Genomic DNA, 15,236 nt, shown 5'->3' on the forward strand with positions numbered 1-15,236 from the left:
CATGAAAACCAATAAAGTGGTCTGGAGTGAGGGGCTGTTTTTACGCCCCCAGATATTTCAGCAGCAGGAACGCTATCTGGAGTATTTTATCCATCAGCGGGCGTCTGCCCCTGGCCTCTATTTCTGGGGATTTTCACACTATGAGATAGACAGTGAAGCACTGACTTACGGCAAGCTGGTCTTACGCAGTGCCAGTGGTGTTTTTCCCGATGGTACACCCTTTGATATGCCCGGCCATGCCGGGATCCCAGCGCCTCTGACGCTCCTGCCGGAGCACAGCGGTAAGACTATCTTTCTGGCGGTGCCACTCAGGCTGGATAACAGCGATGAAACCATCTTCGATAGCGGCAGCCCGGATTCTCTGGCACGTTTTTCTGCCGTGGATACGGAGCTGACGGACAGTAATGCTATCCGGCAGGGAAGGAAGCCTGTTCAGCTGGCGCGGCTGCGGCTGAAATTACTCCCCGATAGCGGAATGACCGGAGCCTGGATTGGGTTGCCCTGTGCAAAAGTCAAAGCACTTCGTCCGGACGGCAGTGTATTACTGCATACGGACGACTACATCCCCCCGGTCAGCTGTTACGGGGCGAATGCGTTGATCTGCGAATGGCTTAATCATCTCAGCGGGTTAGTGAAGATACGCGCCGGCTTACTTGCCGGACGACTGATCGCCAGCGACGGAAAACCCGAAGATAACGCCAGTGTCATGGATTATCTGTTATTGCAGATATTCAATAAATATCAGGTGATCCTGGAGCATCTGCGCAATACACCGCAAACCCCGCCGGTCGACGTTTATCAGATACTCGCCCGGCTGGCGGCGGAGGCATCGACCTTTGTGGAAACGAAAGTCCGCCGGCCTTCGCCGGCCCCCGATTATGATCATGCCAGCCTTTATAGCTCGCTACGTCCGCTGGTGGATCAGGTCCATGACCTGCTTAATCAGATTCTGGTCAGGGCGGGAGAGATAATTCCGTTGCATGCCAAAGGTCACGGTATCTGGGTGGCATCCGTGTTGCCGGCTGAACTGAATGCGTTTACAGGTATTGTGCTTGCGGTACATGCCCGGCTGGCCCCGGATGTGTTACAGCATCAGTTTTTCTCGCGGGTCAAAATCAGTGCACCACAGCACCTTCACGAGCTGGTGCGATCACACCTGCCGGGGTTGCTGATTCAGGCATTACCCGTGCCCCCCCGTCAGATCCCTTACCGGGCAGACTATGTCTATTTTGAACTGCAGAGAAAAGGCGATTTCTGGCGGGCGATAGCGGAATCCGGGTCGCTGTCTTTACATATCGCGGGTGACTTTCCAGCCATGAAGATGGAACTTTGGGGGATACGAACTTCATGAAACCAGAGAAGGCACAGGAAGTGCCCGCACAGCCAGCGGCCTCAGAGGCAGAAGAGGGATGGGGCGATTTTTTGCTGGATAACAGAGATGTCTGGGAGAGCGAGGAGGCTATCCCGCCCGGCGACCCGGAATATCAGCATGTGCCGCTGCAGCACGAACAAATCGCAGCCGTGTTTGATGCCGATCCGCAGCATGTCCGCTCGCGTATCCCGGGAGTAAAAGCCGCCAGCGATCCGTTACTGGAAGCCGCAAAACCCCTGTTGCGGGCAATCAGCCAAATGCCGCAGGAGATGACCGATCTCCGGCATGCCGCTCCCCTGCGGGAGATCCTGATGCGTGAAATCAATTACTTCACGATGCTCTGCGATGAGGTGAATATTCCCTGGAAAAAAATGGCCATCGTCCGTTATTGCCTCTGCACGGCGCTGGATGAAGCCGCGCACAGTACGAACTGGGGGACCGAAACCGGTTGGTCCCAAAACAATCTGCTGAATTACTTTGAAAATGATAACGATGGCGGTACTAAATTTTTCCTGCTGATTGGCCGGATATCCATGAGTCCTGCGGAGTATATGGATGTTATCGGGATTTTATTGCGCATACTCGGCCTGGGGTTTGAAGGTCGTTACAGTGTTCAGCAGGACGGTGAGCGGCAACTGATCAGGATACGTCAGCGGCTGCTTACGCTGTTACAGAGTCATCGCCGGCAGCAGGCGTTGCCAGCCATCATGGCGATCTTACCGGAATATCCGTCGCCTTACCGTTGGCGCTGGTCTCTGCCATTGCGTACCACGCTGATTATCTCCGGAGTTATCCTGGCGGTGAGCTGGCTGAATGACAGTTACCGGTTATTCGTAGCCAGACAGCCGCTGCTGGCGGCGATCCATGCGCTTTATCCGGTGAAAACCGCCGATTTATTGCCTTTCCCCCGTTTACGGCTCAGCCAGTTATTGCAGCCGGAAATACAACAGCGGTTACTCACGGTCAGTGAAGATGGTCAGCAGAGTCATGTGGTGCTCAGCGGTGATCATACTTTTGAGTCCGGTTCTGCCCGTGTCTCTCCGGCGATGACAGAGGTCATCCGCAGAGTCGCAACACAAATCCGGCAGGTGAACGGCTCGGTTCGGGTTATCGGGCATACCGATTCCCTCCCCGTTCGTCAGGGGACTATCAAAGATAACACGATGCTTTCTTCCCTTCGTGCGCGAGCGGTTGCCGATGTACTGACAGTGTCGGGCATTCCGGCGGACAGGGTGTCGGTACAGGGGATGGGTGAAGGGCAACCGGTCGCCAGTAATGCGACCGCAGCCGGCAGGGCTGTGAACCGTCGTGTTGAATTTTTCGTGACTTATTAATGAGATATAATATGTCTTTTCTCCGTCGTCTGGTATCGCGTGATAATATTCTGCTGCTACTGCGCCTGGTGATTGCCGGCGTTTTGATGACAGTCATCTGGTTCACGGGGCCAAAGATCGGGTTCGGTGATGCACGGCCGCTGGCCGATGTGTTACCGCGGTTGCTGGCGATCCTGTTTATTATTTTCCTGTTTATTTCCTCCCTGGCCCGCTGGCATGGATCACTGACGGTGCTGGTCACCGGGATAGTGTTGCTTTGGGTAGCGGGACCTTGTCTCTCTTTCGGGGAGGGATTTTTTCTCTCCGGGGTTACGACACGGCTACTGCTTACCGGCCTGATGCTGGTGGTCTGGTTGTGTTATTGCGTTATTCTCTGGCTTCGCCGCCGAGGGTATTTTCGCCGTCCGGCGGCAGAGCAGAGGATTGCCGAAGCGGCAGAGGTCTCTGACGGGATAGATGCGATGTTCCGACAGGTGAACCGGGAGTTGCAGCAGAGAACGAAGGCCGCTTCCCGCAGGGGCAGACTGACAGGGCTGATACGCCGGCAGGAGATGATCCCCTGGTATCTCCTGCTTGGCAGCCAGGGCGCCGGTAAAACGACGGCCGTCAGTCTGTGTGGTCAGCATTTCCCGTTAACCGAAACCATGGAACCCTTGTCGGTCAGCGCCGGTCACCCGGAACTCTGCCGTTGCTGGCTGGCCAATGATGCGGTCTATCTTGATACTGACGGGAAATATGTCAGCGAGTCACAGAGCAGCCAGGCTGAATGGCTGACGCTGCAGAATGCGTTAAAAGCCAGTCGGCCGGGTGTCGCCATCAACGGTGTTTTACTGATGGTTTCGGCGCAGGAACTGACGGCAACGGACCAGGATACCCGGGAGCGGCTTGCCGCAACATTACGTCACCGGCTGAGCGAATTACGCCGGATCCATGAGCAGTTTTTTCCGGTCTATCTGGTGGTGACGCAACTGGATTATCTGTGCGGATTTGCTGAATATTTTCGCGGGCTTTCCCGGCAGGAACAACAGGATATCTGGGGGATCAGTTTCCCTGCCGGGGCCGGAGAATCGCTGGTCAGCCAGCAGGCGGAGCAGCAACTGGTTTCGCTGGTTCAGCGGATTGAATCAGAAATTAATGTCCGTCTGCTAAAAGAGTATGATCCCGCTGATCGCAAAAAGATGTACGGCTTCCCGGGTGATCTCTCGGTACTGGTACAGAATCTGCGACAGTTTCTGCAAACGCTCTTTTTCCCGTCCCGCTATGACGATACCGGCAACGGTTCTGCACTGCGGGGGATCTATCTCACCAGCTGTTATCCCGGGGACGCCCGGCAGTTTACTAACCCGCTAACCGTTATCCGCCAGTGGGCCGGTTATGTGAGCCCGCCGGCCGCAGAGGCAGAGGCAGCGCCCCCCCGCCGGCAGGGCCCCGGACATCCCTGCTTTTTACATCAGCTGTTTTGTGAACTGATTATCAGGGATCAGTCTCTGGCGGCCAAAACCTCACTGACGTTTTCCGGCCCTGTCATCCGGCACTGGCTGAAACACAGTGCATTGCTGTTGTTACTGATGGTGATCTCTTATGGGCTGTACCGTAGCTATCAGAATAATACCGGTTATTTACAGGCGGTCAGCGGTAAAACAGCCGCGCTTCGGGAAGCACAGGAACGCTTTATGCATCTGCAGCCGTCGGCGCGTCCTGCGGAACTGCCGCCGTTACTGGCAGGCTTCCGTCACCTGCCGGATGCCCCGGGGCTGGATCTGGCGGATCCGGGGCTGAACTGGCGATACGGGCTTTTCACCGGTCGTCGGGTCGCTGAAGTTTCGCAGGCACTTTACCGTGAGATGCTGCAAAAAACCTTACTGCCGTTTCTTCGTCAGTATGCTGTACGCCAGTTAACGCTGGCGCTGGCTGAACGCTCCCCGGATACCGTTTATGTCAGTCTCCGGCGTTATCTGATGCTCTATGGCATTATCCCGGCGGATGTCCCTTTCCTGACCCGTGACCTTTCCGGCTTATGGCCGGAGGCAGCACCACTTTCCGCCGCCCCTGCCGATATTTCCGTGATCCCGCATCTGACACAGCTCTTCCGTCTGCCACAGACACTACTCAGAGAACCGGCGGATGAGGCGTTGATCCGCCGCGCCAGGGATTTTCTGGGCCGCGAAGACGCACCGGCGCGTCTCTATCTGCGCCTGAAAAAGGGATTGTCCGCCGATGAGCCTCCGCCACTGGATCTCCGGCAGATGGCCGGGGACAGCAGTCAGCCATTGTTTGAACTACAGGCAGAAGCCCCGGTACCGGTCATACCCGGACTTTTTACACGGGCAGGCTATCAGCAGGTCAAAAAAAAAATTCTGCTACAGGTCACTTCCCTGGCACGTGAGGACAAGGTAGTCATGGGGCAGGTTACAGAACAGGAGCATCCGGACCCGGCATCGCAACTGCGAACCCCGGCGACCATCCGGTTATATCATGCGGTGATGGACCGTTATCTGTCGGAATATGCCCGCACCTGGCAGCACTATCTGGCTGAAATACGTCTGCGTCCATCGGTGCTGGCAGGGCATGCCTCGCGGCCGGGTTACCGGCAGCCGCCCGACCGGCTGGGGCAACTGGCGTCCATCGACTCGCCGTTATTTACCCTGTTACAGAGGAGTGTGGCAGAAACCACACTGGCGGACTCTCCGGAAGCCGGCAGTGAAAAAAGTCCGGTAACTGCCGGTATCGCCGGGGTCCGGCAAGGGCTGAAGGCTTATAACGACGATCGCCAGTCTGTGCTCCGCCGGCAGGTGGATAACCGGTTTAAGTCGTTGCGTTATTTTGTCCGGGCAGGCGGTGAGGCAACCCCTGCTGCGGAGAATTGTCAGACGGAGACCCCGTTGTGTCAGCTCCGGGCACAGCTGGAAGAGTTACAGATTCTGTTGAGTGCTCAGCAGGCAGAAAGCGAAAAAGCCTCCGCGCAAGCCGTCACTGAATTTATCGCGGAACTGCTGACCCGTTCGTCAGCCTGGCCGTTACCGGTCAGCAATATCGTGCAGCCATTGCTGGAGCAGATAGCCACCGTTAATCGTCAGACGGCAACGGCGCGGACGGCGGCGGGTATTGCGGCGGGTCCGGTCGCGTATTGCCGAAAGATTCTGGCAGGCAGGTATCCCTTTATTCAGACCGCCCGGGAAGTCAGCGGGGAAGATTTTAACCGCTTCTTTAGCGGGGAAGAGAGTGCCGGAGCCTATTTTAATCAGCATCTTGCCGGAAAAACGGTGGTGACAGAACCCGCCTGGCATTTTACGGGGACAGCCCCGGCAGACAGTGAGAACCGGAGCCTGGAAATGTTCAGCAATGCACGGCAGATCAGACAGGCATTTTTCCCGGACGGGGCGGCGCAACTGTCGCTTCCCCTGAAGATTTCGGTTCCCTGGTTGTCTCCGGGCATCAGCCGCCTTGAATTACGTACGGCGTCACAGCGGCTGACCTATAGCCATGGGCCGGTCAGGCAGACCGCTATCCACTGGCCTGCCACAGAATCTGACCCGTCGGTGACCCTGAGCCTGACTTCAGCCAGAACCGGTGAAACCCGAACCCGCCGCTTTACCGGCCCCTGGGCGTTGTTTCGCTGGCTGGACAGTGCGCAGCAATTGCGGATCACGCTGACGGGGGAGGTCGCGGCCGATTTCGGTACCGGTGATGGCAGCTCCGCAGCGACGTTGCAGATTGCCGGGCTGGTTTTTCACGGGGAATCACTGATGACTCTGCTGAGGCGTTTTACCTGTCCGTGATCTGCGGAGGTGCAGGACGAAGCATCCACGGTTTTTTCTGTCCGCGCCGTTTTTAACGATAACTAACTGACTGGCGGTTTTATGACCCGAACTCTTAGCCTAGAAAGTGCCGCAATGCCTCACCTGCTTGGTGAACCCGCGCTGGTGATCACCCGTCTGCAGGGAGAAGAGTCGCTGTCGGCACTCTACAATTATACCGTGACCGCAACCACGCCGGACAACAGCAATATTTCGTGGCAGGCGGCCTCAGCGATTGATATCAAGTCACTGATTGGTAAACAGATGACCGTCCGCATCGCCCTGAATGACTGGCGGACGGAGACCGGAACAGAATCAGCTCATCGCGAGATCACCGGTATTGTTCAGCAGGTCAGATTTCTCGGGCGCAGGAATAATTGTGCCCTTTATCAGATGGTCCTGCGTCCCTGGCTTTATCTGGCCGAGCTGACGTCAGATTTCCGTATTTTCCAGAATAAAACGGTGACGGAGATCATCGGTGAGGTCCTCGCCGATTATGATTTTCCGCAGGAAAAACGCATAGCGGCGACCTACCCGCCACTGGAATATCAGGTCCAGTACGGAGAAACCGATTTCGGTTTTATCCAGCGACTGATGGAAGAGTGGGGGTTGTACTGGTTTTTTGAGCATCAGGGACAACAGCATAAGCTCGTGATTGTCGATAATATCGGGGCACATAAACCGTTTTTATCCGCCAGCGCTCACGTGGTGGGGTATGACCAGCAAACGCATGAAAACCGGAAAGAATATATTGCGCAATTCCATCACCTGCAAACGCTTACCTCCGGGCGCTGGGTGACGAATGATTATGACTTTACCCGCTCCCGCGCCGATATCCTGTCCCTCGACAGCAAACCCCGGCACACCAGCTTTAACCAGCAGGAGATATTTGACTGGCCAGGCAACTATGGTGATACGGCGACGGGAGAACATTTAGCACGGATCCGGATGGAAGAGCGGGGAGCGGCAGGTTCCCGCAGTCAGGGCAGTGCCCCGGTACCGACGATCGTCTGCGGCTGTGTTTTCACACTGGACCACTATCCTCTGGCGAAAGCGAACTGTGAATATCTTGTGCTGGGGACAGAACTGGATTGCCGTGAAATCACTGAACGGACCGGCACAGCCGATTTTTCGGTGCAATGCCATTTTCAGGTGCAGCCGGCCACTAAAATTTACCGGCATCCGCGCAGCGTCCCCCGGCGCAGGACTTACGGTCCCCAGACCGCCATTGTGGTCGGTCCGCCCGGAAAAGAGATCTGGACCGATGAATATGGCCGGATCAAAGTGCGTTTTCTGTGGGATCGTTATGGAAAAAACAGAGAGTCGGATTCCTGCTGGATGCGCGTCAGTCAGCCCTGGGCGGGTAATTATTTTGGCGGTATCTGTATCCCGAGGGTGGGGCATGAAGTGATCATTGACTTTATTAACGGGGACCCGGATCGACCGCTGGTGATGGGCAGTCTGTATAACAATGTCACCATGCCTCCCTGGGAACTCCCCGAAAATGCCACCCAGAGTGGCTGGATCAGCCGCACGCCCGGCGGTGGCCGTACAAATTTCAACGGACTCCGCTTTGAAGATAAACCGGGACTGGAAAATTACTGGGAGCAGGCCGAAAGAGATATGAACCGGCTGACCAAGCGCGATGAAGAACAGGTGATTGGTCGCTCCCGGGCCGTCACGGTCGGGGCGAATGATGCGCTGTCGGTGGCCGGTGAAAGCAGTATGCTGGTCGGGGGCGCACTAGGTATCTCTGTCGGCGGAGGGCAGAGCGATAATGTGGGAGGCGCCAAAGGAATTAATGTCGGAGGCGCATTTATGACGGCGGTGGGCGGATATCACTCCGTCGTGGTCGGCGGAGCGCATCAGCTGGCCGCCGGGGGGGCGGCGACGATGACCGCTGGGGGCATTTTCTGTATTAACTCCGCCAATGAGCTGGTGATCAGCGCACCGCTGGTACGGATTATCGGTTCTCAGCAACTGGTATTACAGGGAGGACAGGTACTGATAAACCCTGGCGATTGTCAGAACTGCGGCGGTGGTGGCGGTGGCGGTGGGGGCGCGATCATCGGCAAGCCCGGTATTCCGGGAATTATCGCCGGGGCCGGCTTAGGCAGTTTGCCAACCCTGCCGTCACCCACAGAAAGCCCGACGGAATCGCCGGTCCCGACAGAAACGGAAACACCGCCCTGGAGCCCGCCATTGGGATAACGTCACCGTGGACGCCGGTAACGCGGGTTGCAGTCACCCCCGGCACACTCAACGCGAAGGAGTTACAGAATGTTTAATGCAGCTCGGGCAGGCGATGCCACCACCCATGGCGGAGTCATTATTAACGGGGCTTCGACGGTTTTTATTAACGGCCTTCCTGCCGCCGTGGCGGTGATCAGCCAGGCCGGTTGCAGCCTTTCCCACGGGACGGCGCCCGTGGTCACCGGGTCCGGTACCGTGTTTATCGAAGGCGTTGCGGCAGCCAGAGTCAGCGATATGACCGGCTGTGGTGCGGTTATCTGTACGGGAGCCGGAAATGTTTTTATGGGGTAACCGTCAGCACCAGGAACAGGCACTATGCCCGTAATACTGCCCCCGATTGAGACTTCCGGCGAGCCGTCATCCCTGAAGAGCAGTGAACTCCTCGCGGTGGATGACCGGTTCAGCGGCGGAGCCTACGCAACAGACCGGCATAGCGGTTACAGCCAACTGCAGCGGGACCCGCGGGATATTCTGAAAATTCTGGGGAATGAATATGTCTGTTATCTGTATGACCCACAGGGGGGATCGCAGAGCAGGACCGCCGGATCGCCGCCGAAAATCCTGCCGCCGGAGTTTACAGCGCAGGACCCGCCCGGGGCTCAGAAAACGCTGACAGAATATCTGCTGGGTGACGAACGTCTGATTGACCGGTTACTGGACGATGCTCCTCAGGAAGAATGGGTTATCCGGCCGCTGTTCGGGGAAGATGAGCCGGATCTGTTGTCGGCACTGGCTCCCGATTTTTTGCTGAAGGATTTACCCGTCATAGAATAGCGAAAGTCTTGCGCTGCCTTTTCCCGTGAGTTTTACGGACGGAGATACTATGAAATCAGGATGGCGTTACCCGCCGGCATTATCGGACAGGCTAATGGGCTCCGACAGTACGGTAAATAAAAACAGAGATTATCGGATAAGTGCAGATAAAATGCGTCAGCTGGTAATTACTGAAATTCTGGAATTATTAAATCACACTAACAGAGAAAATGAGATTGATGGTGAAAAATATCCGCAGGTCCTTTCTTCTGCCCTGAATTTCGGACGGCCAGCCCGGCGTTTTTTTTCCGGTGCGGAGGAAGGCATTCAGACCGAAAATGATATCCGCACGGCCATATTACGTTTTGAGCCGCGGGTGATCCCTGAAACATTAATCGTCCGGGTCTCCCCCTCCCGCCAGAGCAGGCAACAACGGGGTACGATAGCCGTTGAGGTTTCTGCGATGATCTACTGGCATCCCTCACCGCTGGACCTCTGTCTGAAAGGGCATTATGACCGGGATACCCACCGGCTATCTGTCCGGTAGGCGATTTATCCGCCGGTGATCCGTGGCGTGGAAATGATTATTATGACCGCTACGTCCGGACTGATTATTTATATCAATAACCCGCCGGAGACTCATTAAATATTCCTGTAACCGGCAGTGGTAACTCTTTTTTGTAAGGCATTCGCCAGTAATGGTTAGTTTAATTAAAAGCTGCAGGATCCGTCCGGCTTAAATAATAGAAAATTACAAGGCGGGTGTAATCATCCTGTTTGTATCCGCCGGCGATAATATGCATATTAGCCTGTGGGAAGGCGGTGCTTGCCTTCTGATAAAAATAAATAACAGGTGTAATGGATGACATTGGAAATATTTTTTTTAGATCCCAATATCTATGAAGTGATTGGGATTAAAGCGATTGTCTGTCAGCAATACCCGGGAGATCCTGCCGATATCCGTTTTCCTTCTCAGGAAGAGTCCTCGTTGAGAAGCGACGCACGTATTATTTTTCGTCACGAAGCGATCACCATGAAGTTACCGGTGTTGCCCTCCTGCCGGCAGCAGGCCGTCGCGGGATGTCCGGTGATGACACTGCATGTGCCGTTTCTGAGCCGGAAGTGTCCGGTGGATGACTTTGCGTTAAAAATAAAAAAAATTCTGAGTATTGCCACCTCCGCCCGCAGGTTTCCTCTCGCTGACAGTCTTTCAAAACTGACGGGTTACAGACAGTTATCTGATACTGAATATCAGGTCATGATCCTGATCGGTCGCGGGATGACCTGTCAGGATATTTCACGGGCACTGAACCGTTCAGAGAAAACCATCAGTGCCCATTACCGTAACGTCAGCCGGAAAATGGGGGCGGCTAACCGGGCTGAATTTTATCGTTATGCTTTCTTTATCTCCCGTTCCGGCGGGGATCGGAGAAACACATTATTTTTGTGATCGTGATGACAGCCCCCGGGGGCTGACTATCTGGCCGGAATATCCTTCGGTTTTAATGCTTTTTACCGGCAATTCTCAGAATTTTTTTCCACAGTCACTTTGGCTCTGTGTAGTAAAGCATTATCATGGGAATCTTTCTGATTTCTGGTAAATGGGTCCCTGATGCGTTACAAAATTGCTTTGTTACCGTTATTTGCCTTACTCGCCGCTTGCAGCAGTAAACCGCAAGGGGCTGCCGGGTCTTCGCCTCAGGGCGGTTTTTTACGGCCTCCTGCCGCAGAGCAGGGCATGCTGTCCGGCGATTTTCTCGGACAACCTCAGACCGAAGCCTTCATTACGATGATGGTGAAAAAGCATGGCTTCGAGCGCAGTCAGCTGGAATCCTGGCTTGGACAGGCCCGCCGCCTGGACTATGTGTTACGGCTGATGGACCGCCAGGCGCCGAATGTGGCTCCGGCCGTCGGTCCTAATGGCGCATGGTTACGCTACCGGAAGAATTTCATCACCCCGGGCAACGTCCGGAACGGGGTCGCTTTCTGGGATCAGTATCAGACAGAACTCCAACAGGCTCAGCAGAAATACGGCGTACCGCCGGAAATCATCGTGGGCATTATCGGGGTAGAGACCCGCTGGGGCCGTGTCATGGGGAAAACCCGTATCCTGGATGCGCTGGCAACCCTGGCCTTTGATTATCCGCGGCGTTCAGCCTATTTCAGCAGTGAACTTGAGACCTTTCTGTTGATGGCACGGAACGAAAATGAAAGTCCGCTCGGGCTGAAGGGGTCGTTCGCCGGGGCGATGGGCTATGGGCAGTTTATGCCGTCGGCCTATCAGAAATATGCGGTCGACTTTAACGGCGACGGACATATTAACCTGTGGGATCCCGTTGATGCTATCGGCAGTGTGGCCCACTATTTCCAGCAGAACGGCTGGCAAGCCGGGCAGGCGGTGGCAATCACCGCGAACGGTTCCGCTCCCGGCCTCAATGATGGCTTTTCTACCCGGTATCGGGTGAGTCAGCTGGCGGCGTATGGACTGCAGCCGCAAATGGCACTGTCCGGTTCCACCGAGGTGAGTCTGCTTCGCCTGGATATGGGGCAGTATTATCAGTACTGGTTCGGGTTGCCTAACTTTTATGTGATAACCCGCTATAACCACAGCACCCACTATGCAATGGCAGTCTGGCAGCTGGGAGAAGCGGTCCGTAACGCCCGGCAAAGCACCATTTTTTAATTCAGCCCTTTCCTTATCAAATGTGTGGATATACTATGGCGCCCTTTGCGGGCGCCCTTTGTGCCTGCCGTTAAGTGAAGGAACCCTCCGATGCAAACATTACCTCCCTGCCCGCAATGCCATTCTGAGTACACCTGGCAGGATAATGATAACTACAACTGCCCTGAGTGCGGTCACCTATGGCCGGTGAACGAAAGCCAGCCTGCGGAGACTGAGCTTCAGGTTCGCGATGCTAACGGGAACCTGCTGGTGGATGGCGACTCCGTTACGGTGATCAAAGATCTGAAAGTGAAAGGCAGTTCATCGGTCTTAAAGATCGGCACCCGCGTGAAAAGCATTCGTCTGGTCGAGGGTGACCACAATATCGATTGCCGTATCGAGGGCTTTGGTCCGATGAAACTGAAATCTGAGTTCGTAAAAAAGAACTAATATGATTTCCGCTCTGCGCCCGGGACTCCTGTGAGACCGGGCACATTACTGCTAATTTTCACGCCTTTCTGACTGTTTTCCCTCAGCCATATTCCCAAATCCCCCGCAAGCCGGCGGAGATAACTTGAAAACCAGCGATTAACCCATAGTATCTTCTGAGTAGTGGCAGAAATTTGTCATGCCGGAGAATGAAAGGAGAAACGATGGATAGGGATTTACAGCAGTTAAGTATTAAAGCCGGTCAGTTTTTATTATCCCGCGGGGCGACGTTAACGGCCGCAGAATCCTGTACCGGGGGCTGGATAGCCAAAGTCATTACCGATATCAGCGGCAGTTCGGCCTGGTTCGAGCAGGGGTTTGTCACGTACAGCAACGAGGCGAAAACCACGATGCTGGGCGTGAGTCCGGTCACGCTTGAAACCTACGGTGCGGTCAGTGAGCAAACGGTGCGTGAAATGGCGAACGGAGCATTACAACAGGCGGGTGCAGATTATGCTATTGCCGTCAGCGGCATTGCCGGTCCCGGAGGGGGGAGTGATGAGAAACCGGTAGGAACGGTCTGGTTTGGTTTCGCTTCTGCGTCCGGTGAAACGGTGGCCGTTCATCGTCTGTTCCGGGGAGACCGTGACGAAGTTCGCAAGCAGGCAGTTATTTTTGCGCTGCAGACATTGTGTGAAGGATTTGCGGAAAAATAAACTTGATACTGTATGACTATACAGTATAATTGGTGGTCACAGAGACAGAGATATCATTAAATTTGCCTGGCTAATCCGGCATAATCAGGAGTGGAAATGGCGATCGACGAAAACAAACAGAAGGCTTTAGCCGCAGCGCTGGGGCAGATTGAAAAGCAATTCGGTAAAGGCTCCATTATGCGTCTGGGTGAAGACCGCACTATGGATGTTGAGACTATTTCGACCGGTTCTCTGTCTCTTGATATTGCGTTAGGTGCCGGTGGCCTGCCGATGGGACGTATTGTCGAGATTTATGGCCCGGAATCGTCAGGTAAAACGACACTGACCCTTCAGGTCATTGCCGCCGCTCAGCGTAAAGGCAAGACCTGTGCCTTTATCGATGCAGAGCACGCACTGGACCCGGTCTATGCCAAGAAGCTGGGTGTGGATATCGACAACCTGCTGTGTTCACAGCCGGATACCGGTGAACAGGCGCTGGAAATCTGTGATGCGCTGGCACGTTCCGGTGCGGTAGACGTTATCATCGTCGATTCTGTCGCAGCACTGACACCAAAAGCCGAAATCGAAGGTGAAATCGGTGACTCACACATGGGTCTGGCTGCCCGTATGATGAGCCAGGCGATGCGTAAGCTGGCCGGTAACCTGAAACAGTCCAATACGTTACTGATTTTCATCAACCAGATCCGTATGAAAATTGGTGTCATGTTCGGTAACCCGGAAACGACCACCGGGGGCAACGCCCTGAAGTTTTATGCGTCTGTACGTCTGGATATTCGTCGTATCGGTGCCATTAAAGAAGGCGATAATGTCGTCGGCAGTGAGACGCGGGTAAAAGTCGTTAAGAACAAAATTGCGGCGCCGTTCAAACAGGCAGAATTCCAGATCATGTACGGTGAAGGGATCAACTTCTACGGTGAACTGGTTGACCTGGGCGTGAAGCACAAGCTGATTGAAAAAGCCGGTGCATGGTATAGCTACAATGGCGACAAAATTGGCCAGGGTAAAGCGAATGCCAGCAACTATCTGCGTGATAACCCGCAGGCTGCTACAGAAATCGAAAAGAAACTGCGTGACATGCTACTGAACAATCCGGCTCAGGAAACCGCTGAAGCAGAGAAGGGTGAAAATCACCTCGATGCTGTCAGCGATGAGCATCAGGAATTCTGATGTAAACCGCCTGACGGATGTCAACAAAACGGGAGATAGCCTCAGGGCTACTCCCGTTTTTTGTTATTTGTTTACCGCCACTGATAGAGTAGGGCGGTATTCACCGTTTTACCTGTCGGGGAAAGGAACACCATGCTTTTTACAGAAAACGAACGACGTCCTTCATTTACCGCATTGCTTGACCGTGCGATGAGGCTGCTTGCTCAGCGAGACCATCCTGAGCAGGAGTTGCGGGAGAAAATCCGTCTGTCACTGCGCCGAAGCGAGTTGCGGCAGGGCAGTGGCAGTGCTGAACCTCTGGATGAGGAAGCTCTGGAACAGGTCATTGCCTACTGCCTTGAGAACGACTGGCTGAATGATGATCGCTTTATCGGGCGTTTTATCGTCAGCCGAAGCCGGAGTGGCTATGGCCCGCAGCGTATCCGACAGGATTTAACGCAGAAAGGGGTGGACAGACATGCCATTGAACAGGCCATGGATGAGGCTGAGGTAGACTGGCTGGCCTGCGCCAGCGAAGTCGCGCACAAAAAATATGGCGAGCAGGGCCCGGCCGATCTGAAAGAAAAAGCAAAAGCCCAACGTTTTTTGCACTCCAGAGGCTTTCTGATGGCAGATATTCGTGCTGTTTTAGCAAATTTTGGTCACTGAGCCATAATGGGATTTTACTTCCCAGTGAAGAAAACTTATCTTATTCCCACTTTTTGTTCCTTTGTCACGGGCAGATGTTATTTCAGCAATCGCCCGGACTGAGCG

13 protein-coding genes are annotated in these 15,236 nt (G+C 54.7%); all 13 read left to right on the forward strand.

The annotated features are described in order from the left end of the window. Position 1 precedes the first annotated feature (1 nt). Positions 2–1,351 (forward strand): type VI secretion system baseplate subunit TssK, encoded by a 1,350-nt coding sequence (gene tssK / locus ABD035_RS09775; protein ID WP_343869724.1) that lies wholly within the window; start codon positions 2–4, stop codon positions 1,349–1,351. Next, complete coding sequence (gene tssL / locus ABD035_RS09780; RefSeq protein WP_343869726.1) at positions 1,348–2,706, forward strand: type VI secretion system protein TssL, long form; 1,359 nt, start codon at positions 1,348–1,350, stop codon at positions 2,704–2,706. Before tssK ends, tssL begins: the two co-directional genes overlap by 4 nt. An 11-nt stretch (positions 2,707–2,717) precedes the next feature. Further along, on the forward strand, positions 2,718–6,485 hold the full coding sequence (tssM, locus tag ABD035_RS09785) for a type VI secretion system membrane subunit TssM (protein ID WP_343869728.1): 3,768 nt from the start codon (positions 2,718–2,720) through the stop codon (positions 6,483–6,485). Between the two features lie 81 nt (positions 6,486–6,566). Next, positions 6,567–8,714, forward strand: a complete 2,148-nt coding sequence (locus ABD035_RS09790) for a type VI secretion system Vgr family protein (protein WP_343869730.1) — start codon at positions 6,567–6,569, stop codon at positions 8,712–8,714. A gap of 69 nt (positions 8,715–8,783) precedes the next feature. Beyond that, on the forward strand, positions 8,784–9,047 hold the full coding sequence (locus ABD035_RS09795; RefSeq protein ID WP_212714351.1) for a PAAR domain-containing protein: 264 nt from the start codon (positions 8,784–8,786) through the stop codon (positions 9,045–9,047). A gap of 24 nt (positions 9,048–9,071) precedes the next feature. Next, positions 9,072–9,530, forward strand: coding sequence for a hypothetical protein (locus ABD035_RS09800; protein WP_343869733.1), 459 nt, complete (start codon positions 9,072–9,074; stop codon positions 9,528–9,530). Positions 9,531–9,579: 49 nt separating this feature from the next. Next, positions 9,580–10,056, forward strand: a complete 477-nt coding sequence (locus ABD035_RS09805) for a type VI secretion system baseplate subunit TssE (RefSeq protein ID WP_343869735.1) — start codon at positions 9,580–9,582, stop codon at positions 10,054–10,056. A 315-nt stretch (positions 10,057–10,371) separates the two neighbouring features. Continuing rightward, entirely contained in the window at positions 10,372–10,959 is a 588-nt protein-coding gene (locus ABD035_RS09810; RefSeq protein WP_212714348.1) for a helix-turn-helix transcriptional regulator, read from the forward strand. Positions 10,960–11,121: 162 nt separating this feature from the next. After that, positions 11,122–12,192 carry a lytic murein transglycosylase B gene (gene mltB, locus ABD035_RS09815; protein ID WP_343869738.1) on the forward strand — a complete coding sequence of 357 codons (1,071 nt, stop codon included), beginning with the start codon at positions 11,122–11,124 and terminating at the stop codon, positions 12,190–12,192. A gap of 90 nt (positions 12,193–12,282) precedes the next feature. Next, positions 12,283–12,621, forward strand: coding sequence for a zinc ribbon domain-containing protein YjdM (locus tag ABD035_RS09820; protein ID WP_343869740.1), 339 nt, complete (start codon positions 12,283–12,285; stop codon positions 12,619–12,621). A gap of 203 nt (positions 12,622–12,824) precedes the next feature. Next, positions 12,825–13,316, forward strand: a complete 492-nt coding sequence (gene pncC / locus ABD035_RS09825) for a nicotinamide-nucleotide amidase (protein ID WP_343869742.1) — start codon at positions 12,825–12,827, stop codon at positions 13,314–13,316. A 96-nt stretch (positions 13,317–13,412) separates the two neighbouring features. Continuing rightward, complete coding sequence (gene recA / locus ABD035_RS09830; RefSeq protein ID WP_343869744.1) at positions 13,413–14,483, forward strand: recombinase RecA; 1,071 nt, start codon at positions 13,413–13,415, stop codon at positions 14,481–14,483. Positions 14,484–14,615: 132 nt separating this feature from the next. Then, on the forward strand, positions 14,616–15,131 hold the full coding sequence (locus tag ABD035_RS09835; protein ID WP_212714343.1) for a regulatory protein RecX: 516 nt from the start codon (positions 14,616–14,618) through the stop codon (positions 15,129–15,131). Positions 15,132–15,236 lie beyond the last annotated feature (105 nt).

The organism is Tatumella terrea (assembly GCF_039523755.1).
Classification (GTDB): domain Bacteria; phylum Pseudomonadota; class Gammaproteobacteria; order Enterobacterales; family Enterobacteriaceae; genus Tatumella; species Tatumella terrea.